The 24,297-nt window shown below is 66.1% G+C and carries 23 protein-coding genes; 15 read left to right on the top strand and 8 right to left on the bottom strand.

Features of this window, described 5'->3' with window-relative positions; all coding sequences use genetic code 11:
* Nucleotides 1-16 precede the first annotated feature (16 nt).
* From dctP to BOO69_RS02490, 11 genes are all read left to right on the top strand, one after another.
* Nucleotides 17-1,057 carry a TRAP transporter substrate-binding protein DctP gene (gene dctP / locus BOO69_RS02440; protein WP_071969985.1) on the top strand — a complete coding sequence of 347 codons (1,041 nt, stop codon included), beginning with the start codon at nucleotides 17-19 and terminating at the stop codon, nucleotides 1,055-1,057.
* Nucleotides 1,058-1,120: 63 nt separating this feature from the next.
* Complete coding sequence (locus BOO69_RS02445; protein WP_071969987.1) at nucleotides 1,121-1,606, top strand: TRAP transporter small permease; 486 nt, start codon at nucleotides 1,121-1,123, stop codon at nucleotides 1,604-1,606.
* Nucleotides 1,603-2,907, top strand: a complete 1,305-nt coding sequence (locus BOO69_RS02450) for a TRAP transporter large permease (RefSeq protein ID WP_071969989.1) — start codon at nucleotides 1,603-1,605, stop codon at nucleotides 2,905-2,907. The genes BOO69_RS02445 and BOO69_RS02450 overlap by 4 nt, the downstream gene beginning before the upstream one ends.
* A gap of 64 nt (nucleotides 2,908-2,971) precedes the next feature.
* Complete coding sequence (locus tag BOO69_RS02455) at nucleotides 2,972-3,340, top strand: hypothetical protein (RefSeq protein WP_071969991.1); 369 nt, start codon at nucleotides 2,972-2,974, stop codon at nucleotides 3,338-3,340.
* A gap of 51 nt (nucleotides 3,341-3,391) precedes the next feature.
* Complete coding sequence (locus BOO69_RS02460; RefSeq protein ID WP_071969993.1) at nucleotides 3,392-4,090, top strand: L,D-transpeptidase; 699 nt, start codon at nucleotides 3,392-3,394, stop codon at nucleotides 4,088-4,090.
* 284 nt (nucleotides 4,091-4,374) lie between these two features.
* Nucleotides 4,375-6,051, top strand: a complete 1,677-nt coding sequence (gene rpsA, locus BOO69_RS02465; RefSeq protein WP_071969995.1) for a 30S ribosomal protein S1 — start codon at nucleotides 4,375-4,377, stop codon at nucleotides 6,049-6,051.
* A gap of 330 nt (nucleotides 6,052-6,381) precedes the next feature.
* Entirely contained in the window at nucleotides 6,382-6,666 is a 285-nt protein-coding gene (gene ihfB / locus BOO69_RS02470; RefSeq protein WP_071969997.1) for an integration host factor subunit beta, read from the top strand.
* On the top strand, nucleotides 6,666-7,016 hold the full coding sequence (locus tag BOO69_RS02475) for a LapA family protein (protein WP_071969999.1): 351 nt from the start codon (nucleotides 6,666-6,668) through the stop codon (nucleotides 7,014-7,016). Before ihfB ends, BOO69_RS02475 begins: the two co-directional genes overlap by 1 nt.
* Before the next feature lie 7 nt (nucleotides 7,017-7,023).
* Complete coding sequence (locus BOO69_RS02480) at nucleotides 7,024-7,671, top strand: phosphoribosylanthranilate isomerase (RefSeq protein ID WP_071970002.1); 648 nt, start codon at nucleotides 7,024-7,026, stop codon at nucleotides 7,669-7,671.
* Nucleotides 7,672-7,942: 271 nt separating this feature from the next.
* Nucleotides 7,943-10,954: an isoleucine--tRNA ligase gene (gene ileS, locus BOO69_RS02485; protein WP_071970004.1), complete on the top strand. Its 3,012-nt coding sequence runs from the start codon at nucleotides 7,943-7,945 to the stop codon at nucleotides 10,952-10,954.
* Nucleotides 10,955-11,340: 386 nt separating this feature from the next.
* On the top strand, nucleotides 11,341-11,796 hold the full coding sequence (locus tag BOO69_RS02490; RefSeq protein WP_071970006.1) for a methylated-DNA--[protein]-cysteine S-methyltransferase: 456 nt from the start codon (nucleotides 11,341-11,343) through the stop codon (nucleotides 11,794-11,796).
* Here the strand turns inward: BOO69_RS02490 and BOO69_RS02495 are convergent.
* On the bottom strand, nucleotides 11,766-13,229 hold the full coding sequence (locus BOO69_RS02495) for an MFS transporter (protein ID WP_083545426.1): 1,464 nt from the start codon (nucleotides 13,227-13,229) through the stop codon (nucleotides 11,766-11,768). The two genes, BOO69_RS02490 and BOO69_RS02495, sit on opposite strands and share 31 nt — an antisense overlap.
* Before the next feature lie 64 nt (nucleotides 13,230-13,293).
* Nucleotides 13,294-13,989 carry a CDP-alcohol phosphatidyltransferase family protein gene (locus BOO69_RS02500; RefSeq protein WP_071970008.1) on the bottom strand — a complete coding sequence of 232 codons (696 nt, stop codon included), beginning with the start codon at nucleotides 13,987-13,989 and terminating at the stop codon, nucleotides 13,294-13,296.
* A gap of 270 nt (nucleotides 13,990-14,259) precedes the next feature.
* Here BOO69_RS02500 and rpmB point away from each other — a divergent pair, with 270 nt between their 5' ends.
* The 3 genes from rpmB (at nucleotide 14,260) to BOO69_RS02515 (ending at nucleotide 15,506) form a co-directional block, all read left to right on the top strand.
* Nucleotides 14,260-14,559: a 50S ribosomal protein L28 gene (gene rpmB / locus BOO69_RS02505; RefSeq protein ID WP_071970010.1), complete on the top strand. Its 300-nt coding sequence runs from the start codon at nucleotides 14,260-14,262 to the stop codon at nucleotides 14,557-14,559.
* 101 nt (nucleotides 14,560-14,660) lie between these two features.
* A complete protein-coding gene (locus BOO69_RS23365) occupies nucleotides 14,661-15,002 on the top strand; it encodes a hypothetical protein (RefSeq protein WP_071970012.1) in 342 nt (113 codons plus the stop codon).
* Nucleotides 15,003-15,044: 42 nt separating this feature from the next.
* Nucleotides 15,045-15,506, top strand: coding sequence for a copper chaperone PCu(A)C (locus tag BOO69_RS02515; protein ID WP_071970014.1), 462 nt, complete (start codon nucleotides 15,045-15,047; stop codon nucleotides 15,504-15,506).
* 39 nt (nucleotides 15,507-15,545) lie between these two features.
* Here BOO69_RS02515 and BOO69_RS02520 read toward each other — a convergent pair whose 3' ends face one another.
* Genes BOO69_RS02520 through BOO69_RS02535 form a run of 4 tightly spaced genes read right to left on the bottom strand, consistent with a single transcriptional unit; the run spans nucleotide 15,546 to nucleotide 19,730 of the window.
* Nucleotides 15,546-16,556: a glycosyltransferase gene (locus BOO69_RS02520; protein ID WP_071970016.1), complete on the bottom strand. Its 1,011-nt coding sequence runs from the start codon at nucleotides 16,554-16,556 to the stop codon at nucleotides 15,546-15,548.
* Nucleotides 16,556-17,551, bottom strand: coding sequence for a glycosyltransferase family 2 protein (locus tag BOO69_RS02525; protein ID WP_071970018.1), 996 nt, complete (start codon nucleotides 17,549-17,551; stop codon nucleotides 16,556-16,558). The genes BOO69_RS02520 and BOO69_RS02525 overlap by 1 nt, the downstream gene beginning before the upstream one ends.
* An 18-nt stretch (nucleotides 17,552-17,569) precedes the next feature.
* Nucleotides 17,570-18,490 (bottom strand): glycosyltransferase family 2 protein, encoded by a 921-nt coding sequence (locus BOO69_RS02530; protein ID WP_071970020.1) that lies wholly within the window; start codon nucleotides 18,488-18,490, stop codon nucleotides 17,570-17,572.
* 4 nt (nucleotides 18,491-18,494) lie between these two features.
* Nucleotides 18,495-19,730, bottom strand: a complete 1,236-nt coding sequence (locus tag BOO69_RS02535; RefSeq protein ID WP_071970022.1) for an oligosaccharide flippase family protein — start codon at nucleotides 19,728-19,730, stop codon at nucleotides 18,495-18,497.
* A 200-nt stretch (nucleotides 19,731-19,930) separates the two neighbouring features.
* On the opposite strand from BOO69_RS02535, the gene BOO69_RS02540 reads away from it, so the two are divergent.
* Nucleotides 19,931-21,142: a polysaccharide biosynthesis/export family protein gene (locus BOO69_RS02540; RefSeq protein ID WP_071970024.1), complete on the top strand. Its 1,212-nt coding sequence runs from the start codon at nucleotides 19,931-19,933 to the stop codon at nucleotides 21,140-21,142.
* A gap of 9 nt (nucleotides 21,143-21,151) precedes the next feature.
* Here the strand turns inward: BOO69_RS02540 and BOO69_RS02545 are convergent, their stop codons facing one another.
* Together BOO69_RS02545 and BOO69_RS02550 are read right to left on the bottom strand one after the other, a co-directional pair.
* Nucleotides 21,152-23,707 carry an ATP-binding protein gene (locus BOO69_RS02545; RefSeq protein WP_237267549.1) on the bottom strand — a complete coding sequence of 852 codons (2,556 nt, stop codon included), beginning with the start codon at nucleotides 23,705-23,707 and terminating at the stop codon, nucleotides 21,152-21,154.
* A gap of 56 nt (nucleotides 23,708-23,763) precedes the next feature.
* The gene (locus BOO69_RS02550) at nucleotides 23,764-24,270 is read right to left on the bottom strand and encodes a putative pterin-binding protein (protein ID WP_071970026.1); all 507 of its coding nucleotides are present in this window, start codon (nucleotides 24,268-24,270) and stop codon (nucleotides 23,764-23,766) included.
* Nucleotides 24,271-24,297 lie beyond the last annotated feature (27 nt).

Genomic DNA, 24,297 nt, shown 5'->3' on the forward strand with positions numbered 1-24,297 from the left:
TATACGGGAGGTACGCATGCGCTCGATCACGAAACTCGTTCTCAATGGAACTTTCATGGGGCTTCTGGCCACGACGCAGGTCGCGGCACAGGATTATCCGTCGCTTTCCCTGCGCATGGCGCACCCGCTGCCGGAAACTTGGCCCGCGGTGAGCTGGGACAAGTGGTGGGCCGAGGAAGTCGAGCGCCGCAGCGGCGGCAAGATCGACATCGAGATTTTCTGGTCGGGCCAGCTTGGCGGCCTGACCGAGATCAAGTCGCTGGTGGGTGACGGTGCCGTCGAACTCGGCGTGTTCGCACAGGCCGTCCACGCCGAGGAACTTCCGATGATGGCCGCTTCCGCCGGGTTGCTGAACCGTGTTTCCGCCGACCCGCAGACCGCCAACACCCTCGCCGGCGAAATGTACGCGCAGGAGATGGTCAAGGCCGAGACCGACAAGGCGGGAATCGTGCCGATCAAGTGGACCGTGCCGTCGACCTACACGCTGCTGTGCAATAAGCCGGTCAACGAGATGGCCGATCTCGAAGGCTTGCGGGTGCGCGCGGTCGGCGGTGCCTATGTTCCGATCTGGATGGAGGAATATGGCATGGTGCCGACCCGCGTTCAGGCGCCCGAACTGCGCGAGGGGCTGGAACGCGGAACGATCGACTGCAACTTCGGCCCGATCGAATGGGCCACCTTCTCCGAACTGGAAGAGGTCGCGCCCTATTGGTCAGACATCAACACCGGCGCCTTCACCACGTTCCAGCTCATCGTCTCCAAGGAGTCTTGGGACAGCTGGCCGCAGGAGGTGCGCGACCTGATGACCGAAGTGGCCCGCGAAGCCATGGAGAAGGACCAGGCCGAATTGGCCGAGGTGGAGCAGAAGGCCATCGAGGAGTTTCAGGCCGCGGGGGGCGAGATCGTCAACCTCAGCGACATGGACGCCTTCGTCGCGCGGTCGCCCGACATGATCGAAATCTGGCGTGAACGCACCCTCGCCGGCGGCGTGAGCGAAGAGGATCTCGCCCCGATCATCGAGCTGCAGCGCAAGGCGGAAAGCTCTTTCGGGAACTGACGCGTGTCCGGCCGCCCATCATCCAACGGCACCTCCGCCCCGTCCAGGCTGACGGGGCGGAGCGTGTCCGCCCTGCTGACCGTAGCCTCGGCCGGCAGTGCCATCGCGATCTTCGTCGTGATGATCGTGGGCGTGGTGGATATCGTCCTGGGCGAGACGATCGGTTTCTACCTGCCGTTCAAGGTGGACATGTCCGGAACGCTGACCGCCGCCGCGGTCTTTCTGACCTGGCCGCTGGTCCAGTGGCAGCGGGGGCACATCAGTGTCGATCTGTTCAATCCCTTCATGCCGGACTGGCTGCTGCGGCTGCGCTGGTGGGTGGCGCAGGCCGCCGGGCTGGTGTTCGTGGCGCTGCTGACCTACGGCGTCTGGGTGCTCGCGCTTGACAGCATGTCGATCTGGGAACGCTCCGCCGCGACGCTGGGCTACCCCATCTGGCCGGCCAAGCTGGCCTGCGCCATCGGGGCGTCGCTGACCTGCCTCATCGTCCTGATACAGCTGATCCTGCACGCCCTGGGGCATGACGGGGTCGAGGGCGACGGTCCATGAGCGGGCTGGCGGAGGGCACCATCGGTTTCGTTGCCTTGCTTGTTATGCTCGGCATCGGGGTGCCCGTGGCCTATGCCATGGGCCTTGTCGCGGCGGTGGGCATCTACCTGTCGGTGGGCGAGCGCTTTCTGCTGACCACGTTCAAGTCGATGCCCTATGCGCTGACCAGCGACTACAACTTTGTCGTGATCCCGATGTTCGTGCTGATGGGCGCGATTGCCGGGCGCGCGGGCATCATCAAGGATCTCTATACCGCGGCGCAATATCTTCTCAGCCGGGTGCGGGGCAGCCTGCTGATGGCCACGATCTTTGCCCAGGCGGGGTTCGCCGCGGCGTCAGGCTCGACCGTGGTCGCGTCCAGCGTATTCACCCGCATGGCGCTGCCGGAAATGCTGCGGTTCGGCTACAACGGCGGCGTGGCGGGCGGCTGCATCGCCGCCGCGGGCACACTGGCGGGGCTCATCCCTCCTTCCATCGCGATGGTGCTTTTCGCCATGTTGACCTCCGAGCCGGTGGGCCAGCTTCTGGTGGCCGGGATCGTGCCCGGCGCCCTGACGGCAATCAGCTATGCCATCGGGATCCGGCTGTTCCTAATCGCGCGGCCCGAATGGGCCCCCCGCGCCACGACCGAAATCACCTGGGTGATGCGCGGGCGTGCCCTGTCCAAGGTGTGGAGCGTTCTGCTTCTCATGACCCTCGTCATGGGCGGCATCTACCTCGGCTTCTATCCGCCTTCCGCCGCCGGCGCGGTCGGTGCCGCAGGCGCGCTCGTCATCGCGCTGTCCATGCGGCGCATCGGTGGCGGCGACATCTGGGACTCGCTGGTCGAGGCGGTGCGCATGTCGGCGATCATCTTCGCCATCGTGATCGGGGGGCTGCTGTTCAGCCGTTTCCTGCTCATCAGCGGTTTCATCCCCGAGCTGCGGGGCGTCATCGTGGACACCGAGATCGGTCCCTTCGGCTTCATCGTCATCACCATCGCGATCTTTCTGCTGCTGGGCATGTTCGTCGACTCCGTGTCGCTGCTCGTGATCGCGGTTCCCTTCCTCTACCCGATCTCGCAGTCGCTTGGAATCGATGCGATCTGGTTCGCGGTGCTCGTGGTCAAGCTGATCGAGATCGCGGCGATCACGCCGCCGGTGGGCCTGAACCTCTATGCCGTGCTGGCCGCCGCGGACGGCAAGTTGCAGGCCGGTGCGCTGTTCAAGGGCGTTCTGCCCTTCATCCTGATCGAGGCGATGATTCTCGCGCTCATCATCATCTTCCCCGAGGTCGTCCTTTACCTGCCCCGGCAGATGTAAGACGGGCGATCACATCCCCGTGCTGTCGATTGCGCGCCCCCGTGCTTTCGGTCAGAAGACCTGCATGAGGATACTGAGACATCTCCTGATCCTGATGCTGACGGCGGGCCTGCTTCCATGGTGCGGCTTGACCTCGGCCTGGGCGGCGACCACGCCCCTCGATCCGGCGATCGTGGTATCGGCCGACAGCGTGCCGACGGCGGCTGCCGCCGTCGATCCGAGGGCGCAGCGTGTCGTCGACGGTGCCGAATCGTCCAGGGAGCCGCGCTTCCTCGCTTTCACCTCCCTGCATTGCAACGGCGCGGTGGGCCTGCTGCCTTCCGGCGTCGCACTCGATGCCGTGCTGACCGGACGGGCCCTGTTGCCGGACAGGGCGCAGGCCCGCTCCGGCGTGACCCGTGCGCCGCCCCGGATGCCGCCGCGCGTCGCCTGATCTGAACCCGGCGCGATGCGCCCAGATTTGGATTACAAAAGGCAATCACGGATGTTGAACAGAAGAACCCTCCTCGCCGCCGGCGGGGCGGCGGCAGTCGCCGCCTGCGCCCGCCAGCTTCCACCGGTGCCCGCCGCACCGCCCCCCGTCCAGCCCGGACCACCCCCGATGCCCGCGTTCTACGACGCGCTGCAGGGCGAGCCGTTCCCGGTCCCCGCCATCCCGAGAGGCAGCATCGAGCCGGAGCTCTGGCGGCAGGAGGTCGCGAACCCGTGGCCCGACCGGCCGCGCGGCACGATCATCGTGGATCCTGACGCCGCGATGCTGCATTTCGTCGAATCCGCCGAGACCGCCACCCGCTACGGTGTCAGCGTCGGGGCGGAAGGCTTTTCATGGAGCGGCACCGCGCGGCTGCAGTTCCAGCGCAAGTGGCCGCGCTGGAACGTCCCGGACTCCATGATCGCCCGCAAGCCCGAGCTCGAGCCCTATTCGGTCGCCAACGGCGGCATGGATCCGGGGCCGGGCAATCCGATGGGCGCACGGGCGCTCTACCTGTTTCAGGATGGGGTCGACACGCTCTACCGGATCCACGGCGACGCATCGCCGCGCGAACTGGGCAAGGCGGTGTCGTCGGGCTGCATCAGGATGCTGAACCAGGACGTGATCCACCTTTACGACCGGAGCATCCACGGCGCCGACGTGATCGTTCTGTCCTCGATGAGGCCACAGTCCACCGACGCCGTCTACTGACCGGCGGGGCGGCGCGGGCCGGCGGGCCCGCGCCGAAAGCCGCGTATAGCGGCCCCGCGGCGCGCTTCCTGGCCCGTAGGTCTTGCACGACCGCGTCAAATGGCCTATACGCGCGGCTGTCTAAGGGGCGATGACAGCACCGGGCGCAGTACCTGAGGCAGGGTCGGTATCACCGGCCCTCTTTCTTTTGCACCCGCCGGACCGTTCCGAAGTCCAATTCACATGCAAGACCGGCGGAGACAACCGCGCGGCCGGATACATCTAAAAAGGAAACGTAAAGCTACATGTCAAATGCTATGGACGAATTTGAAGCCCTCCTGGAGGAGAGCTTCGAGATGGACACCCCCGAGGAGGGGTCTGTTGTCAAAGGCAAGGTCATTGCCATCGAGGCCGGTCAGGCCATCATCGACGTCGGTTACAAGATGGAAGGCCGTGTCGAGCTGAAAGAATTTGCCGATCCGGGTGAAGCACCCAAGATCGAAGTCGGCGACGAAGTCGAAGTCTTCCTGCGCCAGGTCGAGAACGCCCGCGGCGAAGCGGTCATTTCCCGCGAGATGGCCCGCCGTGAAGAGGCGTGGGACCGTCTCGAGAAAGCCTATGCCGCGGAAGAGCGTGTCGAAGGCGCGATCTTCGGCCGCGTCAAGGGCGGCTTCACCGTCGATCTCGGCGGCGCCGTGGCCTTCCTGCCCGGCTCCCAGGTCGACGTGCGCCCCGTGCGCGACGCGGGCCCGCTCATGGGTCTCAAGCAGCCGTTCCAGATTCTCAAGATGGACCGCCGCCGTGGCAACATCGTGGTGTCGCGCCGTGCGATCCTCGAAGAGTCCCGTGCCGAGCAGCGCGCCGAAGTCATCGGCAACCTGACCGAAGGCCAGAACGTCGACGGCGTGGTCAAGAACATCACCGAATACGGTGCGTTCGTTGACCTCGGCGGTGTCGACGGCCTGCTGCACGTCACCGACATGGCATGGCGCCGCGTCAACCACCCGTCCGAGATCCTGTCGATCGGCGAGACCATCAAGGTCCAGGTCATCAAGATCAACAAGGAAACCCACCGCATCAGCCTGGGCATGAAGCAGCTGCAGGAAGATCCGTGGGATCTGGTTGCCGCCAAGTACCCGCTGGAAACGGTGCACACCGGCCGCGTGACCAACATCACCGATTACGGCGCCTTCGTGGAGCTGGAACCCGGTGTCGAAGGCCTGGTTCACGTCTCGGAAATGTCCTGGACCAAGAAGAACGTCCACCCCGGCAAGATCGTCTCCACCTCTCAGGAAGTGGAAGTCATGGTGCTGGAAATCGACCAGGCGAAACGTCGCGTGTCGCTCGGCCTCAAGCAGACCATGCGCAACCCGTGGGAAGTGTTCGCCGAAACGCACCCCGAGGGCACCGAGGTCGAAGGCGAAGTCAAGAACATCACCGAATTCGGTCTGTTCGTTGGCCTGCCCGGCGACATCGACGGCATGGTTCACCTTTCCGACCTCAGCTGGGACCAGCGCGGCGAAGAGGCGATCCAGGACTACCGCAAAGGCGACGTGGTTCAGGCCGTTGTCTCCGAAGTGGACGTCGAGAAGGAGCGCATCTCGCTCTCCATCAAGGGTGTCGGCGGCGACAAGTTCGCCGAAGCGGTCGGCGGCGTGAAGCGCGGCTCCATCGTGACGGTGACCGTGACCTCCATCGAGGACGGTGGCATCGAGGTGGAATACGAAGGCATGAAGTCCTTCATCCGCCGCTCCGATCTGTCGCGTGACCGGGCCGAACAGCGCCCCGAGCGTTTCTCGGTCGGTGACAAGGTCGACGTCCGCATCACCAACGTCGACACCAAGGCGCACCGCCTCGGCGTGTCGATCAAGGCGCGCGAGATCGCCGAGGAGAAGGAAGCGGTCGAGCAGTACGGCTCTTCGGACTCCGGTGCATCGCTGGGCGATATTCTCGGCGCGGCGCTGAAAGGCGACGACAAGTAAACCCGGCCTTGCCGGAAACGTCAGAGGGCCCCGCATGGCGACGTGCGGGGCCTTTTTTCGCGTCATGGGTGTGTCGCCGTCATGACCCTGACCGCAGAGGTGCGTCCTGTGACGCAGCCCACGAATCGGCCCCGGATCGGACGCGGAAGTCTCGTTGCGATGGTCCGCCGCGGCGCGGCGTCGGCGATGTTATGCAAAAAAGCCCGAAAAACAGCAGGTTCCGGTCCCAAAAAGCCGAAGTCTGTCGCAGCCACGGCTTCACTGGCGCAGGGTTTCTTCCTATAGTGCCCGGCGGAAGACATATAAAGAAGCGCCTTGGGGGGTATCGCGATGATCCGGTCTGAACTGATCCAGAAGATTGCGGACGACAACCCGCACCTGTACCAACGGGACGTGGAGCGGATCGTGAACACGATCTTCGACGAGATCACGGGCGCCATGGCCAAGGGCGACAGGGTGGAGCTGCGCGGATTCGGCGCATTCTCCGTCAAGAAGCGCGATGCCAGGGTGGGCCGCAATCCCCGAACCGGGGAGACCGTGCATGTGGAAGAGAAGCATGTACCCTTTTTCAAGACCGGAAAACTGCTCCGGGATCGGCTGAACGGGAAAGCATGATGCGTTATGTTCGTTACTTCTGCATCGCGGTTTTCGCGATCGCCCTGATCGCCGTCGCGCTGGCCAACCGCGAGATGGTCCTGCTCAAGGTCCTGCCCGCGGAAGTGGCCCAGTGGTTCGCGGTAACGCCTCAGGTCAGCCTGCCGCTCTTTGTCGTGATCCTGGGCAGCATTCTTGCGGGGCTGCTAATCGGTTTCATCTGGGAATGGATCCGCGAATACGGCGAACGCGCCGAAGCGGCCAGGCAGGCGCGCGAGATGCGCCGGCTGGAGCGCGAGGTCGCGCGGCTCAAGGGCGAGAAGCACAAGGGCAAGGACGAGGTCCTGGCGCTTCTGGACGAAACCGGCTGAACCAGCGGTGTCCGCTCCCGTCAACGTCAAGATCTGCGGCCTGACCGACAGCGCCGACGTGCCCGCCGCCATCCTGGCCGGGGCGCGCTATCTCGGCTTCGTGTTCTTCGAGAAATCGCCGCGCAACCTCGCGCTGCCCGATGCCGCCTTCATGGCCGGCACGGTGCCCGAGGGCATCTGCAAGGTCGCGCTTGCGGTGGATGCGACCGACGATTTTCTCGACCGGATGCTGGCCGAGGTGCCCATCGACATGCTTCAGCTTCACGGCAGGGAGACTCCGGCGCGGGTGAGCGAGATCAGGGCGCGACACGGCCTGCCGGTGATGAAGGCCGTCGGCGTGGCCGGGGCCGAGGACCTGGCGGCACTGGATGACTACGCGCAGGTCGCGGACCAGATCCTGGTGGATGCGAAGCCGCCGAAGGACGCGGCACTGCCCGGCGGCAACGGGCTGGCCTTTGACTGGCGGCTGATCGCGGGCCGCCGCTGGCCGGTGCCCTGGATGCTGGCGGGCGGCCTGACCCCGGACAACGTGGCGGAGGCGATCGCGATGACCGGGGCGCGGCAGGTCGACGTGTCCTCGGGCGTCGAAAGCGCGCCGGGGGTCAAGGACGCGGACCGGATGGCGGCCTTCTGCGCGGCGGCACTGTCGCGATGAACCGCTGACGCGGTACGCGATTTCATCTTGCTGATGAGGGGGCCTTGCCCCCTCAAACTCCCCCGCGAGTATTTATGGGCAAAAAGAGAGGGGGGTCGGGCCTTGTCCGTCGGGCAGTGCCTGATTATAAGCCCCGCATGGCATGGCATTTCGCGATCCTCATTCGAATTATTTCCCCGGCGCTCTGACCGATTGGAGACGCCGGGCTTGAGGTGTTCGAGACCATCGCACCGATCAGACCATTTTTCCCGAGATTCGAAGGACGCAAGACATGTGTGCCGACACGCCAGAAACACCTGACTACAAATCCACCCTGAACCTGCCCAAGACGGATTTCCCGATGCGCGCGGGCCTGCCCAAGCGCGAGCCCGAGTGGCTGGCGCGCTGGGAGCGGATCGGGGTCTACGACCGCCTGCGCGAGAAGGAGGGCAGGGCGCCCTTCACGCTCCACGACGGGCCACCCTACGCCAACGGCAACCTGCACATCGGCCACGCGCTGAACAAGACCATCAAGGACATGATCGTGCGGTCGCACCAGATGATGGGCTACGACGCGCGCTACATCCCCGGCTGGGACTGTCACGGTCTGCCGATCGAGTGGAAGATCGAGGAGCAGTATCGCAAGAAGGGCCGCGACAAGGACCAGGTCCCGATCAACGAGTTCCGCGCCGAGTGCCGCCAGTTCGCGGCCGGCTGGGTCGATGTCCAGCGCGAGGAATTCAAGCGGCTGGGGGTCACCGGGAACTGGGCCGACCCCTACCTGACGATGGATTTCCACGCCGAGCGCGTGATCGCGGAGGAATTCATGAAGTTCCTGATGAATGGCACGCTGTACCAGGGGTCCAAGCCGGTGATGTGGTCGCCGGTGGAGCAGACGGCGCTCGCAGAGGCGGAAGTCGAGTACCACGACAAGGAAAGCTTCACCGTCTGGGTCAAGTTTCGCGTCGCGGACTTCGACCTGCCGGAGCTTGTGACCATGGGCGAGGAAGAGACCCCGGATGCGCGCCAGCGGATCGAGGCCGCGCGCGCCGAGGTGGCCGAGGATCTTCTGGGGGCCTACGTGGTCATCTGGACGACCACGCCCTGGACCATGCCCAGCAACAAGGCGGTGGTTTACGGCGATGACATTTCATACGGTCTCTACGAGGTCACCGGCACGCCGGAGGAATGCTGGGCAAAGGTGGGCGACAGGTACCTCCTGGCCGACAACCTTGCTGCCGATGTCCTGGGTCGCGCCCGGCTGGAGGACGGCATGTGGACACGCCTGCGCGACGTCACCCCGGCGCAGCTTGCGGGCATCAGGCTGACGCATCCGCTGGCGGCTGCCGAAGGGTCGGAAGGCGAATGGGACGACCTGCGGGATTTCCGCGCGGCGGATTTCGTGACCGATACCGAAGGCACCGGGTTCGTCCATTGTGCCCCGTCGCACGGGCTGGAGGAATACGAGCTTTACCGCGGTCTGGGCATGCTGGGCCAGGTCATCACCTACAACGTGAACCCCGACGGCCGCTACCGCGACGACCTGCCTTTCTTTGGCGGCAAGGCGATCCTCAAGCCGAATGGCAAGGAGGGCAATGCCAACGCCGCGGTGATCGACAAGCTGGCGGAGGTCGGCGGCCTGCTGGCGCGCGGCAAGATCAAGCACAGCTATCCGCATTCGTGGCGCTCCAAGGCGCCGGTGATCTACCGCAACACGGCGCAGTGGTTCGCGGCCATCGACAAGCCGGTGGGCGACGGGCTGGACATGCACGGCAAGACCATCCGCGAGCGCGCGCTGACCGAGATCGACAACGTGCACTGGACACCGAAATCGGGGCGCAACAGGCTCTATTCCATGATGCAGGCGCGGCCCGACTGGGTGCTGTCGCGCCAGCGCGCCTGGGGCGTGCCGCTGACCTGCTTTACCAGGAAGGGCGCGCTGCCCACGGACGATGACTTCCTGCTGCGCAACGCGGAGGTGAACGCGCGCATCGTCGAGGCTTTCGAGGCCGAGGGCGCCGATGCCTGGTACGAGGAAGGCGCCAAGGTGCGCTTCCTCGAGGGGATCGTGAACCCGGACGACTACGAACAGGTGCGGGACATTCTCGACGTCTGGTTCGACAGCGGCTCCACCCACGCCTTCACCCTGCGGGACCGCCCCGACGGGACCAAGGACGGCATCGCCGACGTCTACATGGAAGGCACCGACCAGCATCGCGGCTGGTTCCATTCCTCGCTGCTGCAGGCGTGCGGGACCATGGGCCGCGCCCCGTACCGGAACGTGGTCACGCACGGTTTCACGCTGGATGCCAAGGGCATGAAGATGTCCAAGTCCATCGGCAACACCATCGTGCCCCAGCAGATCGTCGACCAGTACGGCGCCGACATCCTGCGGCTCTGGGTGGCGCAGACCGACTACACCGCCGACCAGCGGATCGGGGACGAGATCCTGAAAGGGGTCGCGGACAGCTACCGGCGGCTGCGCAACACGATGCGCTACATGCTGGGCGCGCTGAACGATTTCGAGGAAAGCGACCGCGTCGAACCGGCAGAGATGCCGGAGCTGGAACGCTGGGTGCTGCACCGGCTGGCGGAACTGGACAAGGTGGTGCGCGACGGCTACGCGCGCTTCGACTTCCAGGGCGTGTTCCAGGCGGTCTTCACCTTTGCCACGGTGGACCTTTCGGCCTTCTACTTCGACATCCGCAAGGATGCGCTCTATTGCGACGGCGACACGCTGCGGCGGCGCTCGGCGCGCACCGTGCTGGACCTGCTGTTCCACCGTCTGACCACATGGCTCGCCCCGGTGCTGGTCTTCACGATGGAGGAAGTCTGGCTGGAGCGGTTCGGGGGCGACGAGTCCTCGGTGCATCTGGTGGACATGCCGCGCACGCCGGACACATGGCTGGACCCGACGCTGGCGGCGAAATGGGCCAAGGTCCGGGCGGCCCGCCGGGTGGTGACCGCCGCGCTCGAGGTGCAGCGCACGGACAAGGTCATCGGTGCGTCGCTCGAGGCGGCGCCGGTGGTGCACGTGGCGGATCCTGACCAGCGCGCGGCGCTGGAAAGCGTGTCGTTCGAGGATGTGGCGATCACTTCCGACATCTCGGTCAGCGGCGATCCGGCCCCGGCGGAGGCGTTCCGTATGCCCGAGGTTGACGGCGTTGCGGTGGTCTTCGAAAAGGCATCCGGCGAGAAATGCCAACGCTGCTGGAAGGTGCTTCCCGATGTGGGCACGCACGACCATCCCGGAATCTGCGGCCGCTGCGACGAGGCGGTGCGCGAGGTCGAAGAACGCGGGTGAACCCGGCGGGTGGCGCGGCTGTTGCGCCGCGCCCCCGCTGCCCGCACTGGCGTGACACGCGGGTTTAACCGGCGACGCCTAGAACCCGATCCGATCGCGATCGACCGCCGGAAGACTTTCCACCTTACGGCACCACAGGAGCAGAGGCGCGCAAAAGGCGCGCCACACTGAACCGTTCAGGGTGCAGGGCCATGCCCTGTCTCGTTTTCCGAATCTGGCGGCGCCGCCATCCTTACCGGCTCCTTTCCATGTTCAGGCAGACTGCAGCGACACCGCCGGGGCCGAGGGCCTCGTGCGGGTATCGTTGCGTGCCCCACGAAACTCCGCCCGGCGGTTGTCGCAGGTTCCGGATTGAGCGGGCAGGCGTTCCGCGCCATTCTGCGCCGATGAAACGCACCCATGTCCCCACCCGTTTTGGCGATCTGACCCTGACAGAACAGGATGGCGCGATCACCGCTTCCGGCTGGGGGGCCGTGTCCCAGCCCGACCACAGCGATCTGCTGGCAGAGGCCGCCCGGCAACTGGCGGCCTACAATGCCGGGAAGTTGGAGGTTTTCGACCTGCCGCTGCGGGTCGCGGGCTCGGACCTTCAGCGCCGGGTCTGCGCCGCCATCGCGGCGATCCCCTTTGGTCATACCCGCACCTACGGTGAGATCGCGCGCGATCTCGGCGTGCCCGCGCAGGCGGTGGGGCAGGCCTGCGGCGGCAATCCGATCCCCGTGATCATTCCCTGCCACCGCGTCATGGGGGCCAGGGGGCTGACCGGGTTTTCGGGCCGCGGCGGGGTGGAGACCAAGGTGGCGCTGCTGCGTCACGAGGGCGCGGCAGGGCTGCTCATCTGAAGGCGGTCATCGTGCGGGTGGCGGCGCAGCAGTCCCGCCATTGCCGCCAGACCGATCAGCGCAAGAGGCAGGCTCCACAGGAACAGCAGGGTCGCGACATGCGCAGCGTCGGACGGCCCCTCCATTTCCAGGAAACCGCCGGCATTCACGACGATCCCGACATAGGCTGCGCCCAGCGCGTATCCCATCCGCTGGACCGTGGGGATCGCGCCGGATACGCGGGCGGCCTCCGCGGGCGGAACCAGGGCCGTTACCCGGCGCAGGATGAAGGTCCACGCGAGGCCGAAGCCGGCGCCGTCCAGCCCGGCGAAAAGGGCGATCAGCCAAATCGGCCCGTGGGGAACGGCATGGGCCAGACCCGCGACGCTGACCGTGGTGATCCCCATGCCCAGCCCTATCCAGAGCCGGTCGCGCCGCTCGGGCGAGCCGCTGACGGCCACCGCCGCCAATGTCCACCCGATGGAAGACGCGGCCACGATGTAGCCTGCCGTCAGCGCCGACATGCCGTGGATCAGCGTCATCAGCAGCGGCCCGTAGGCCAGCAGGCCGATGGTCGCCATCGACATGCACAGCAGCATCAGCAGGGTCGCCCCCGTGGCCCTGCGCGGGTCCAGCGGGGCGGCGGGCAAGAGCCGTGCGGCACCGGCACGGGCATCGCGCCACAGGAACCACCACAGGCAGGCGCCCCCCGCGAGGATCAGCAGCGTGCTGCGCAGCATCTCCACCCGCACGCCACCGGCCGAGATCAGCACCACGGCCCCGCACAGGACGGCCAGCCGGAACAGGGGGAAGGGGCCGGGAGGGCTTTCATCCAGCGCCGTTTTGCCCGGTTCCGTGCGCAGGGCGATCCACAGGCCCAGGCCCAGCGCCTGTGCCGCGAAAAAGGCGAAGCCCCAGCGCCATGTCGCGAATTCGACGAAGAGTCCGCCCAGCAGCGGACCGAGAAAGGCGGACATGCCCCAGAAGGCCGAAACGACAGCCAGTGTGCGCGCGGCGAGGCGGCGGGGAAACAGGGCATTGATGGCGATGAAGGACAGCGCCACCAGCCCGCCGCCGCCCAGCCCTTGCAGGCCGCGCCCCACCAGCACCAGCCCCATCGACCCACTCAGCGCCGAAAGCGCGCAGCCCGCGGCAAAGCAAAGGGCCGCCCCCGCCATCGGCAGGCGCAACCCGTGGCGCAGGGTCAGCAGGGCGCTGGCCGCGCCCGCCACGATCGATCCGATCTCGTAGATCGAGACGGTCCAGCTGACATAGGCCGCGCCGCCGATCTCGGCGACGATGGCGGGCAGCATGGTGGCGACCACGAGGCTGTCGGCGGCGTGCATCCAGACGCCGAGGCAGACCAGCACCAGCGGCGCGGTATAGCCGGCGGAGAGAAATTCGCGCCAGGAAACATAGTCGGGTTTGGGAGCTGTCTGCGCTTGGGTGGTCATGGGCAATCCTGTGCGGTTCACCCCTTGATGGCGGCTCAACCAAGGTTGAGGTCAAGCGGAAAGATCAGTCCTTCGGGTCGAAAAACGCCTGCTGTACCGCGCCCGCCAGCGTGAGGTAGAGCGAGGTGACCACCAGCCCCCAGTGTGACCAGCTGGACGCGTCGAAGTTGCCCCATGCGGCCCAGCCGGCAAAGACGGTCCAGGCGAGGGCCATCGGCAGCGTCACGGCGCGCCACCGCTCGGTCCGGACGGGATGCACGAACTTGATCGGCAGGAACATCGCGACGGACAGGACCGTGACGATGATAAGGCAGATCCACCACGACGGCGTCAGCGCGAAGAGCACCAGCACCAGCATGTTGAAGCAGCCGGGAAAGCCCCAGAAGGAGTTGTCCTTCGTCTTCATCCGGGTATCGCAGAAATACATGGCCGACGCGAAAGTGACGATGATGATCATGACCCAGCCGCTCCACCCGCTCATCAGGCCCGAGGTGAACAGGGCGAAGGCGGGGATGAACACGTAGGTCAGGTAGTCGATGATCAGATCGAGGAGAATTCCGTCGAACTCCGGCGCGTTGGTCTTGACGTCGTACTTGCGCGCGAGCGGCCCGTCGATCCCGTCGACGAAGAAGGCCACGACGAGCCATAGGAACATCATGTCCCACTTGCCATCCACGGCGGCCAGCATCGCCAGCATGGCGAAAACGGCACCGGTCGCGGTGAACAGATGAACCAGAAGGGCACGCATGCGAATACTCATTCCCAAGGTTTGACAAATCGGGCAGCGGGATGAAAGGGATATTTGCCAAAGGCGGGCCGGGGGGGGCTGATTGGGGGCGCGCGTGTGCGGGGTCGGGCCACTTTGTTGCGGCCTTGCCCGAAACCTGCGGACTTCGGCGGCCACTGCGGCTTGACGCCAAGGGTGATTCCCACTAAAGCCAGCGGACAAGTTTTCGGGTCGCATCGCGCGGCCCCTTTTATGTGTTGCAGCGGGCCGCGTTGCCACACCACTAAAACAAAGGATGAACCCATGTCGCGTGTTTGCGAACTGACCGGAAAAGGCCCGATGACGGGCAACAACGTAAGCCACGCCAACAACAAGACGCGGCGTCGCTTCCTGCCGAACCTGAACGACACCACCCTCCAGTCCGAGGCGCTGGGCCGCTCGTTCAAGCTGCGCATCTCCGCGCACGCGCTGCGGTCCGTCGACCACCGCGGTGGTCTGGACAAGTTCCTCGCCCGCGCGAAGGACGCCGATCTGTCGCCCAACGCGCTCAAGATCAAGAAGGCGATCAAGAAATCCGGCATGGAAGCAGACGTGCTGAGCTGATCAGCGCTTCCTGTCGCCGACACTGCAACCCCGGGCCCCGCCCGGGGTTGCGTCGTTTTCGCCCCTCGTCATCGCCGCGCGTAACGCATAGAACCGGGCCCATGACGCGCACGCTTTCTTCCCTGTTGCTGGCCTTGCTGCTGGCGCTCACCAGCCAGAGCATGGCGGTGGCGCGCGGCTCTGCTGCCGCGACCGGGCAGATGGTGCTTTGCACCGGGACCGGACCACTGGCGGTCTACGTCGATGCGCAGGGCCAGCCGACGCAGGCGCCCCACATCTGTCCCGATTCCGCGCTGAACGTCGTGTTCGACGGCGCCGCCCCCGCCGTGGTGCTGCCCCGGCGGCTGGTGTTCTTCCAGCCCGGCGGCCTGCAGGCGGGCGAACCCGCCCGAGCCTCGCACCGCCCCACACCGCCTCCGCGTGCGCCGCCCGTCCCTGTCTGATCTCGCACCTTTGCACTCATCGAACAGACCAAGGATACCACCATGACACGTTTTCTGACCGCAGCCGTCGCTGCGACCCTTCTTGCCGCGCCCGCGCTTGCCGACATCACGGTAAAGGACGCCTACGTGCGCAGTTCCACCCCGACCTCCGTGACCGGGGCCGCCTTCATGACGCTGATGAACGACGGGCCCGAGGACGACCGTCTTCTCGCCGCGTCCTCCGACGTGGCCGAAAGGGTCGAACTGCACACCCATACCCAGGACGCGAATGGCGTGATGCGCATGTCCGAGATCGAGGGCGGCATCGCCGTGCCTGCGGGGGGCAAGCACCAGCTGGCCCGCGGCGGCGACCACGTGATGTTCATGGGGCTGACCGGTCCGCTTGAACAGGACAGCGAGATCGCCGTCATCCTGACCTTCGAGAAGGCGGGCGAGATGCAGGTGATGATCCCCGTGGACCACGACCGCAAGCCCGACCACGGCGCCATGTCGCACGGGGACTGACCCCGGCGGGGCGGGCGCTTGCCCGCCCCCGTTCGCCGTTCATGAAATTGCGATCTCCTTGCGCCCGAGCGCGGCTTCCAGAAACAAGTCGGACCATCGCGCCGCGAAATTGTCCTCCGGTCGGACCGATGTCGCGATGTTGTCGGGGGCATTTTCGGACGGTGCCTCAGCCATGTCGAGAATCGCATCTTTCCACGCGGAAACGGAGCCGTTGCCGACAGCCCGTGCGCCGTTTGGGATGTGATCTCTCAAGCCATCCACCGGATTGACCAGAAGACGACGCCCCGCTGCCAGTGCCTCGATCGCTACGAGGCCGTAGGCTTCCCAGACGGATGGCATGGCGACGGCGTCCACCGTGGCCATCGCCGCGACGGGATCGTGGGTGAAACCCTTGAAGTGGATTCGGGCGTCATCTTCGGCCAGCGCCCGGAGCGATGCCTCCTCGGCGCCTTCTCCGAAGATGCAGAGGCTGATGTCCGACCGGTCCGTCATCCGGAACGCGCGGATCAGAGTGTCGAAGCCCTTCTGCTTCTCAAGTCGCCCGATCGCGCCGAACACACGTACGGGTGCCGTCGGCGGCGCGATGGCGCGGAAGGCAGAAAGATCCACGCAGGATTGTATGACTGTCAGCGCGGACTGTGGCACGGCACCGCTGCGCTGCAGCCACTCCCCTTGCGCATGGCTGACCGCGGCGACACGATCGAAGAGACGATAGGCGGCGCGCAGAAGAAGCGCGAAGCGGCGCGTGTGGATGACGTTGGTCGCCACGAACGCTTCGGTGTAGCTGTGTTCGACATGGACAAGACGGGCCGCCGGGTGGCGCGCGCGCAGGCTCAGGAGCAAGGGCAGAACCCGCCAGCTGACGGCAAGATGCGAGACGATCAAGTCCGCCTCGATGCGCCCCGAGAAGATCGCGCCGCGGTCGACGACCTTTAGACTGTGTGTCGCGCCGCGGGACAGCGCGGGCGCGGTCATCAGATGATCGAGCACCCGCATGACACCGCCTGCGGTGGTATCGTCAACCACATGAACGACGCGTAGCCGGGGCATCAGGCGGCCTCCGCACGGCGCAGGCGCGTGGAAAACTGGATGATCCTGTGCAGGGTCTGCCGACCGAACACCGACAGCACGGCGGCTGCGGTGAGGGTCACGGCGGATTTGACCGGCTCCTCGATCAACGGCATGCGCGATTGCGACACCCATGCCCGCGACAGCGCAGCGGCGCGCGGTGCGTCGAGATCGCTGATGGCGCGGCGGGCAAGATAGCGCAGCTGATAGGCCCGCGCGACCGGCGTGTTTACCTCGAAGAACGCCGGGTTCAGCGGGGTCAGCTTTTCAACCATCCGCTCCCATGCGGCAAGCTGGCGGTCGGTGGCGGCGGACAACCCGCCCGAAGCGATGCGGTAATGGGTCCAAAGACCGGGGATGCCCTCGAATTTCCACTCGGTGCCGAGAGCGATCCGCAACCAGCATTCGATATCCTCGGACTGGCGGAAGGTTTCGTCGAAATACCAGTCGCGCGACGGCTCGTGGCGCGGGCGGTAGGCGATGTCCTCCAGCACGGCGCGGCGCAGCACCGGGGCAGAGCCGTTGCCGACGGGGTTGCGCTTGAAGATCGTGGCGGCATCGACCTGCGCGAGCCGGGGGCGCTGTGCCTGCCCGGTCAGCACGCCCGCGTCATTCATCAGCGCGGAGCCGCAATAGCTGACGCCGACCTGCGGGTGCGCCTCGAGATGCGCGACGTGCAGGGCCAGCTTTTCGGGCCGCCACAGGTCATCGGAATCGCAGAACCCGATCACGTCGCCGCGCGCCGCGGCGATCCCGGTGTTGCGCGCCCCGGCGAGGCCCCGATTGGCCTGACGAATGACCCGGACACGGCGGTCCTGCGCGAATTGCGCGGCGATCCGCGGTGTGTCGTCGGTCGAGCCGTCGTCGACGATGATGACCTCGAACGCGGCATAGGTCTGCGCGAGCAGGGAGGTGAGCGTCTCGGCGAGGGTTGCGGAGACGTTGAAGGCGGGAACGACGATGGAAGCGAAGGTCATGGAGCGAATCTTTCGGTTTCAGGAGAAGAGGGATTGGCGAAAGGCGCGGGGTAGCAGCAGGGCCGCCAGTGCGCCCAGGAATGTCGGTACGCCCCGGCGCGGCGGACACAGGAAACCGGCCGGGCTGCGGATCATGCCGTGAACCGTGTGACGCAGGGGCGCGGTACGGCTGTCCGCCATGCGCAGGGCGCGGCGGGCAAGGTACCGGTGGTGGATGGCGTGACTTCTGTTCGAGGGGCGCACGCCAAAGGATGCCGCCGTTTCGACCGCCCGCGCGCGCCCGGCAAGCATCGCGTCGAGGTCGGTCGAGAGGCCGCCGGGGCTGGTGCGATACCAGGTATGGAGCAGATCCACGCCGACGACGCGCGCCCCGAGGCCGACCAGCCGGATGAGCCAGTCCAGATCCTCGTTGTGCACCATCGCCGGATCGAAGCCGCCGGACCGTTCGAAGACGCCCCGCCGCACGGTGATGTTGGACATGGTGCAGACCGGGTTTTCGCCCAGAAGCATGTCTATCGTCAGGTCTCGGGCAGGGACGGTCGAAAAGACACCGCTGTCGCCCGGTACACTCTGGAAAAACCCGATCCGTCCAAATACGGCGTCAATGCTGCGGTCGCTCAGGATATCGCGCAGATGGCTCAGCTTGCCGGGAACGAACAGGTCGTCCGCATCGCAGAACGCCAGCAGATCGCCCGACGCGCAGGCCAGGGCGCCCATGTTGCGGGCGTCGCTGGGGCCCTTGCCGGTATTGCTGACAAGCCTGATACGCGGATCGCGCCGCGCGGCCTTGCGCACGAGGAAGGCGGTCGCATCGGTCGATCCGTCGTCGACGCAGATCGCCTCCCAGTCGGCAAAGCTCTGCGCGGACAGGCTGGCGAGCGTGTCGGTGATGGTGGCTTCGGCGTTGAAGCAGGGCAGGATTATCGAGAAGAGGGGCATGGGATCAGGCCTTTGCGACGGTCGGGCCAAAGGCCAGGAACAGGGCGGGAAGGGAGGCGCCAACCATGACGACCGTCGCGACGATGGCGTAGCCTGTGGCAACGGTGGCGAGGCCGAAGGGGGCCAGCAGCGCCGTGTTCAGCATCAGCGCGACCGTCATGGCGCCGGTCACCCAGAATTCGCGGTGTGCGCGGCCGGTCGCCCGCAGCCAACCCGCCGTGGCGGACCAAAGCGTCGTCGGGATTGCGACGAGGCAGAGGATCGACACGATCAGGTCGAGGCCCTCCCATCCCGCGCCGAACAGGATCGGAACGTAATAGGGGGCGAGCACGGCCTGGACCACCACGGCAGGCGTAATCAGGCCCATGGCGAGAAGCATGCTCTGACGCAGGGCGAGGGATTTGTCGGTGCTGGCGCAGAGATGCGGAAAGAGCACGGTGGAGAAGGCGACGGAAAAGGAATTCGCAAGGCTGAGGCCCGCGTTGAAGGCCATGAAATAGAGACCCAGCGCTTCGGCCCCCATCAGCGTGCCGACGATCAGCTTGTCGGCCTGAAGCCGAAGCGCCTTGACCAGTTCGACACCCAGCACGGCCCAGCCGAAGCTCAGGAACGGACGAAGGGGGGCGAAGCCTTGGCGCAAATCGCGGGTCCACGGATGCAGGCGGCGCATCGCCACGAGCCAGAAGGGCGCGGTCAGCAGCCGGGGCAGGATCAGCGCCAGCGCGGAGGGCCAGAGCAGCGCGAGCGCCGCTGACATCACGTTCGCGCCCACGATCTGCGCGCCCGAGATAGCGGCGGTCTGGCGCAACTTGCCCGCGCGCATGGCCAGCGCTGTCTGCACCAGACCTGCGGGCATGAACAGGTATTCGCCCGCGAGCAACAGGATCAGCATCAGCAGTTCAGCACTCGCGCCGGTGGCATAGAGGGCGAGGCCGATCGCGGACTGCGCGAGGAACAGTCCCACGCACCAGACCCAGAAGATGCGGTGCGCCGTGGCGCAGGTTTGCGGCAGCTCGTCTTCGGGGGCAGCGATGATCCGCTGGCCGACGCCGTTCTCGGTCAGCGCCTTGAGGATGTCCGCCGCCGCCAGCGCGGCCGCCGCAACGCCGATCTGCGCGAGATCGAGGGATCGGGCCACCGCCACGACGACCAGCAGCCGCGACGCCTTGGCGGCCACTTCGGACGCGCCGTAGGCAAAGAGATTTTGCGCGATCTGCGGAAGCTTGTTGAGGGGTGTCATGATTTCGGGTCCAGTCCATTCGGTCGCCCCGTCTTACGCCCGAGGCTGACGTGGTGTCCCGGACGCCACGGGACAGCATGAAGGCGCAACCGAACTGCACCATATCCGAACGGATAGGCCCGCCGATGCCTTCGCACTCTCGACCGCGAAACGGGAAATCCGTAGAACCGTTGCAATCGCAGGCTGGAGTGAGCAGACAAATGCCGCAGACCCTCAAATTCGGATCGCTGTTGCTGGCGTTACTTGCCTTGGGCAACTGCGCGGGCTTCGATGCGCCCGACAATCTCGAACCGGTGGCCGCCGGTGACGGGTATCAGGCCCAGTATCGGACGCCGGATGTGGACAGGAAGAACGCGCAATTCCTGCGCTCTGCCAGCATCAACGCCCAGAAATGCCGCCCCGCACGGGGCGGGACCGGCGGCAAGGGCACCGGTATCGCCGCTGTCGCCTTGCGGGGCGAACGCCTGACGCGCAACGATCTGGTCGACGTGCGCATCGCGGACGACGACACGTTCAGCGGCGACTACGTTGTCTCGCGCGATGGCACGATCAAGCTGCCTTTCCTGACGCCGGTCCTCGCGCAGGGCCGGTCGACGGCCGAGGTCGAAAGCGACATCGCGGCCCAGTTGATCGCGGGCGATTTCTTTGACGACCGACCGCGGATTTCCGTCCGGGTGGCGGATTTCGCCTCGGTGACCGTCGGCGTATCCGGCGCGGTGTTCGAACCGCGCAGCGTCGAGATCGGCGGCGTGCCAGGCGACCAGGTGGACACGCGCCGCCAGAGTGCGCTTGGTGCATCGAGCGAAGGGCGCAACCTGTCGGCGGCCCTGCGTGCGGCTGGCGGCGTTCGTCCCGACGCCGATATTTCGGCGGTCGAAGTCCGCCGGGGTGGCGCGCTTTACGTTCTCGACATGCGGGGCGTGTTCGAAGGCCAGAATGCCGTCGACATCATGCTGCTGACCGGCGATGCGGTGTCGGTGCCGAGCCGGGGCTGCTTTCAGGAAGACCTGATGCGCCCCAGCCCGATCAGCCCGCCGGGTGTGTCGCTTTTCCTGTCCAACCTGACCCAGCCCGCCGCCGGCAACGCCCCGTCCGCCGTTGGGCGCGACGTGCGCGAAGTGCCCTATGGCACGCGCTACATGCAGGCGGTGATCGACACCAACTGCGTTGGCGGGGCGCGCGCGACGAGCGCCGACCGCTCCGCCGTCCTGTTCTCGCGCAATCCGATCACCGATGTCTCGGTGGTGATCGAGCGCGATATCGAGGATCTGCTGCGCCGCGCGGACCGGGACGACTACGACCCGTTCCTGCTGCCGGGAGATTCCATCGCCTGCTACGACAGCACCATCACCAATATCGGCGAAGTCGGCAGGGTGATCGGGATCGTCGGCCTGTCCGCCGTGGCGTTGTAACTTTCCGCCTCAACGCAGCGTTCTGCGCCGGTCCGCCCGCATCTGCGGGCGGGTGGCGCTCCAGATGGCGGAAAGCGCATCGATCGCCTCTGCCATCGCGTCGGCATTGCCGGCTTTGGCCGCTTCCTCCACCTTCAGCAATCCGGTCCGCAATTCGACCGCGCCCAGCGTGGCCGCGCTTCCCGCGATCCGGTGCGCGCGGGAAGCGATGTCGGCAGCTGTGTGCCGGGGGTGGTTTTTCAGAAACGCCAGCGTGTCGTCCACTTCGACCTTGAACCGGTCCAGCAACGGTGCAAGCGCGTCGATTCCCAGCGTCGCTCTGAGATCGTCGAGATAGGCCTGCGCGACGGCATTGGAGTGGTCAGTGCGCGAGGCGGTGATTTCGGTGCGCGCTTCCGTGTGGTTGGCGATCACCCGAAGCAATCCGTCCCGCGTCAGGGGTTTCGTCAGGATGTCGTTCATCCCGTCGGACAGGAAAGCTTCCTGCTCCTCGGCCATGGCATTCGCGGTCAGGGCCACGATGGGCGTCTGCGCCGCGGCCCCCTGACCGGCGCGGATCTCGCGGGTGGCCTGACGTCCGTCCATGACGGGCATGCTGATGTCCATGAAGATCAGGTCGAAGGGTTCGGATTCCGCCAGTTCGACGGCGCGTTTTCCGTTCGTCGCTTCGGTCACGTGATGCCCGGCGGCGGTCAGCATCTCGCGCGCGACGACGCGATTGATCTCGTTATCCTCGACCAGCAGGATGCGTTTGGGGCTTGCGGGTGCGCCCGGTTTGCGGATGTCAGGATGGGTGTTCGGCGGTTCCATCGTTTCGACAGGGAAGCGGATGCTGAAGGTGCTGCCGACGCCAGGTTCGCTCTCGACCTCGATCTCGCCGCCCAGCGCCTTCACGAAGCGCCGTGCGATCCCCAAGCCGAGCCCGGTGCCGCCGACATCCCGGTCGTAGGAGCTGTCGCCCGTCATGAAGTCGTCGAAGATCTGCGCCTGAAGCGCCTTGTCCATGCCGATGCCCGTATCGCTCACGTCGATCTGCAACCGGGGCGCGCCGGTGTCATTGTCCAGAACCTGCGCCTCTATCGTGATGCGCCCGTCGCGGGTGAATTTCACCGAGTTGCCGATGACGTTCATCAGGATGTGCTGGATCCGGTCACGGTCAGCGCAGATCCAGTCGGCCGAAGGGCCGATCCATCCCCACTCCAGCGTCGTGTTATGGGCCGCCGCAGCGCCGCTCTGGTTGTCGACGATATCCTGCAACAGCGTGCTGATGTTCATCGCGACAGGCCGCAGCCGCAGTTTTCCCGCGTCGTATTTCGTGATGTCGAGCACGTCCGAGATGTGGCTCATCAGGAGCTTGCCCGAGGTCTCCATGTTCCTGACCGACCGCATCTGCCTGGCGCTGAGCCTGGTGTCGCGCAGAAGGGCGAGGTTTCCCAGCAAGCCATTCAGAGGTGTCCGGATTTCATGGCTCATCGTCGCCAGGAAGTCGGTCTTGGCCTTTTCCCCGGCAAGCGCGCGGTCCCGCGCCGCGACCAGCTCGGCCTCGGCCCTGACGCGATGGGAGATGTCGCGCAGGAACGCGATGAAGATTTCTCCTTCGTCCGTGTCGGCAGACTGGATCGCGAGTTCGACGGGAAAGATTTCCCCGTTGGCGCGCTTGGCCTCCAGCTTGACACGGCCCTTGCCGACCATGCGCTTTTCGCCATCGGCGCGCAGGCGCGCCATGCCGGCGACATGGGCGTCACGGTGATGATCCGGAACGAGCAGCATCCCGAGATCCGCACCGATGGCGTCCCGGGCGGCGTGGCCGAAGATCTGTTCCGCCGCCGCGTTGAAGTCGAGGATGCGGCCGTGGCTATCGCTGACGACCACGGCATCGAGTGCCGTGCCGGTGACGATCTTCATGCGCGCGCTCGCCTGGACGGCTTCCGCCCGGCGGCGTGAATTCTGCCGGTTCAGATAGGCGAGATACAGCGCGAGGAACAGGAGCGTGACAAGCAGCGCGGTGACCGCCCCGGCCAGTTGGGTCAGCGTGACGGCGACGTTGTTGCGGCGGCGGTCGGAATCCTCGGCGAAGTGGTTCAGGCCGGAGTTCGCCAACATCCTGACGTTTGGCCGGACGTCCGTGGCAAGCTGCAAAAGCTCGGGCAACCGGGCGATCAGCTCCGCGTCGGGGGCGTCGATCCCGTCAACGGATCTGGACAGGAACGTCTCGACGATCCTGAGATTGCGCGAGAACGCCGGAAGGTCGCGCAGGTTTGCATAGGTCGACGCCTGCCGCAGGGTGGAGATCCGGCTGTAGAAGATATCGAACTCGCGGCGCAGGGTCTTCAGGTCGGGCTCCGCCCCGGCGGCCAGCAGCCCGAGGTGCATCTGGTATTCGAGAAACTCGACCTCGGTCTGCGACAGCGTCCATTGCACGTTGTCGGACCGGGCCGAGTTGAGCAGGCGCAGGTCACGGGCGACGGCGATCGACATGTAGAGGATCGCCGCCACGCCCACGATGCCGAGCAGCAGCATGATGAAAAGCCGAAGCCGGATCGGGGTGTTCTTCAGGTATCGCACGTGGTCCCGCCGGGGTGAGGAGATGCCATCGCAAGTGGCAAGGGATCCGACTAACTTTACTCCACGACCTCTATGCGGTCGAGTTGCCAGATACTGCGCGAATAGACGACCTCGGTGCGGTAATCGGGATTGGCGTCATAGGGATACACGATCCAGAGCGGGCCCTTGTCGCGCACCGACATGGTGTCGCCGTCCATCCGGTAGGCGACGATGGGGCCGCCCTCGACCGCATCGCTCAGCGGGATGTCGATGGCGTAGTCGTTGATGGCCGTGGCGCGCAGGGTCTCGCCCTCGAGGCCCAGCCGGTCGACCAGCAGGTCCAGCGAAACGCCGGTAAAGCTGTGTTCGCCTTCCGTCCAGATCGTTGTCGTCTCGAAGGTGGTCGCGTCCAGCGCCTCGAGCATCTCGAGGTCGAACTGCGCCGTTCCGTCCACGTTGGTGGTCGCGAGCGGGCCGGACACGGTCAGGATCACCTCGCCCTGCGGCTGGGCGAGTTCTTCGGCGCCGGCGGACAGGGCGCTTGCCGCGACAAGGGCAAGGGCGGGAAACAGGGCACGGAACATGGCAACATCCTTTGATAAGATGACCCA

The organism is Sulfitobacter alexandrii, from assembly GCF_001886735.1.
Lineage (GTDB): Bacteria > Pseudomonadota > Alphaproteobacteria > Rhodobacterales > Rhodobacteraceae > Sulfitobacter > Sulfitobacter alexandrii.

What these genes read in the sequence shown, in the direction of transcription:
- dctP (WP_071969985.1), top strand. Translation starts at nt 17, where the DNA reads ATGCGCTCGATCACGAAACTCGTTCTCAATGGAACTTTCATGGGGCTT.
- BOO69_RS02450 (WP_071969989.1), top strand. Translation starts at nt 1,603, where the DNA reads ATGAGCGGGCTGGCGGAGGGCACCATCGGTTTCGTTGCCTTGCTTGTT.
- BOO69_RS02455 (WP_071969991.1), top strand. Translation starts at nt 2,972, where the DNA reads ATGAGGATACTGAGACATCTCCTGATCCTGATGCTGACGGCGGGCCTG.
- BOO69_RS02460 (WP_071969993.1), top strand. Translation starts at nt 3,392, where the DNA reads ATGTTGAACAGAAGAACCCTCCTCGCCGCCGGCGGGGCGGCGGCAGTC.
- rpsA (WP_071969995.1), top strand. Translation starts at nt 4,375, where the DNA reads ATGTCAAATGCTATGGACGAATTTGAAGCCCTCCTGGAGGAGAGCTTC.
- ihfB (WP_071969997.1), top strand. Translation starts at nt 6,382, where the DNA reads ATGATCCGGTCTGAACTGATCCAGAAGATTGCGGACGACAACCCGCAC.
- BOO69_RS02475 (WP_071969999.1), top strand. Translation starts at nt 6,666, where the DNA reads ATGCGTTATGTTCGTTACTTCTGCATCGCGGTTTTCGCGATCGCCCTG.
- ileS (WP_071970004.1), top strand. Translation starts at nt 7,943, where the DNA reads ATGTGTGCCGACACGCCAGAAACACCTGACTACAAATCCACCCTGAAC.
- BOO69_RS02490 (WP_071970006.1), top strand. Translation starts at nt 11,341, where the DNA reads ATGAAACGCACCCATGTCCCCACCCGTTTTGGCGATCTGACCCTGACA.
- BOO69_RS02495 (WP_083545426.1), bottom strand. Translation starts at nt 13,229, where the DNA reads ATGACCACCCAAGCGCAGACAGCTCCCAAACCCGACTATGTTTCCTGG.
- BOO69_RS02500 (WP_071970008.1), bottom strand. Translation starts at nt 13,989, where the DNA reads ATGAGTATTCGCATGCGTGCCCTTCTGGTTCATCTGTTCACCGCGACC.
- rpmB (WP_071970010.1), top strand. Translation starts at nt 14,260, where the DNA reads ATGTCGCGTGTTTGCGAACTGACCGGAAAAGGCCCGATGACGGGCAAC.
- BOO69_RS23365 (WP_071970012.1), top strand. Translation starts at nt 14,661, where the DNA reads ATGACGCGCACGCTTTCTTCCCTGTTGCTGGCCTTGCTGCTGGCGCTC.
- BOO69_RS02515 (WP_071970014.1), top strand. Translation starts at nt 15,045, where the DNA reads ATGACACGTTTTCTGACCGCAGCCGTCGCTGCGACCCTTCTTGCCGCG.
- BOO69_RS02520 (WP_071970016.1), bottom strand. Translation starts at nt 16,556, where the DNA reads ATGCCCCGGCTACGCGTCGTTCATGTGGTTGACGATACCACCGCAGGC.
- BOO69_RS02525 (WP_071970018.1), bottom strand. Translation starts at nt 17,551, where the DNA reads ATGACCTTCGCTTCCATCGTCGTTCCCGCCTTCAACGTCTCCGCAACC.
- BOO69_RS02530 (WP_071970020.1), bottom strand. Translation starts at nt 18,490, where the DNA reads ATGCCCCTCTTCTCGATAATCCTGCCCTGCTTCAACGCCGAAGCCACC.
- BOO69_RS02535 (WP_071970022.1), bottom strand. Translation starts at nt 19,730, where the DNA reads ATGACACCCCTCAACAAGCTTCCGCAGATCGCGCAAAATCTCTTTGCC.
- BOO69_RS02540 (WP_071970024.1), top strand. Translation starts at nt 19,931, where the DNA reads ATGCCGCAGACCCTCAAATTCGGATCGCTGTTGCTGGCGTTACTTGCC.
- BOO69_RS02550 (WP_071970026.1), bottom strand. Translation starts at nt 24,270, where the DNA reads ATGTTCCGTGCCCTGTTTCCCGCCCTTGCCCTTGTCGCGGCAAGCGCC.